This is a genomic window from Ruegeria sp. P8 (assembly GCF_056534665.1).
In genome coordinates, this window is the sequence record NZ_JBQERC010000063.1 from 1 (window position 1) to 711 (window position 711).

Here is a 711-nt window from a genome sequence, read left to right on the forward strand (position 1 = left end):
CGAACCACAGGGTCGAGTTGCGCTTTTCCGCGCCCCACTGGTAGTTGCGGAACACGATCTGGGTCACGGCGGGCCATTCCTCGCGGCCGATCGCGGTCAGCTCGTTCACCGCGATGCCAAAGGCACCGTCACCGGCAAAGCCCACAACCGGAACATCCGGGCAGCCGATCTTGGCACCGACGACGGCGGGCAGGCCATAGCCGCAGGGGCCGAACAGGCCCGGCGCCAGGTATTTGCGCCCCTCTTCAAACGACGGATAGGCGTTGCCGATGGCGCAGTTGTTGCCGATGTCCGAGCTGATGATCGCCTCTTTCGGCAGTGCCGCCTGAATGGCGCGCCACGCCATGCGCGGGCTCATCCAGTCGGGCTTGGCCGCGCGGGCACGCTGGTTCCAGGTGGTGCCCGGATCGTCATCCTCGTGGGTCATCGAGGTCAGTTCCTGCGCCCAGGCCGATTTCTTCTGCGCGATGCGCTCTTTGCGCTCCTTGCGGCCTTCGTCACCGGCGGTGTCGCTCAGCTGGGCCAGAATGCCCTTTGCCACCTTGGCGGCGTCGCCGATGATGCCGACGCTGACAGCTTTGGTCAGGCCGATACGGTCGGGGTTGATGTCAACCTGGATGATCTTGGCATCCGCGGGCCAGTAGTTGATGCCATAGCCCGGCAGGGTCGAGAACGGGTTCAGACGGGTGCCGAGGCACAGGACAACATCCG

Annotated in this window: 1 protein-coding gene; it reads right to left on the minus strand. The window is 65.3% G+C overall.

Annotated elements, in window-relative coordinates; all coding sequences use genetic code 11:
* Positions 1–711 (minus strand): thiamine pyrophosphate-dependent enzyme (locus ACR0BZ_RS19880; RefSeq protein WP_480921085.1); only part of this gene is annotated, 711 nt, incomplete at both ends.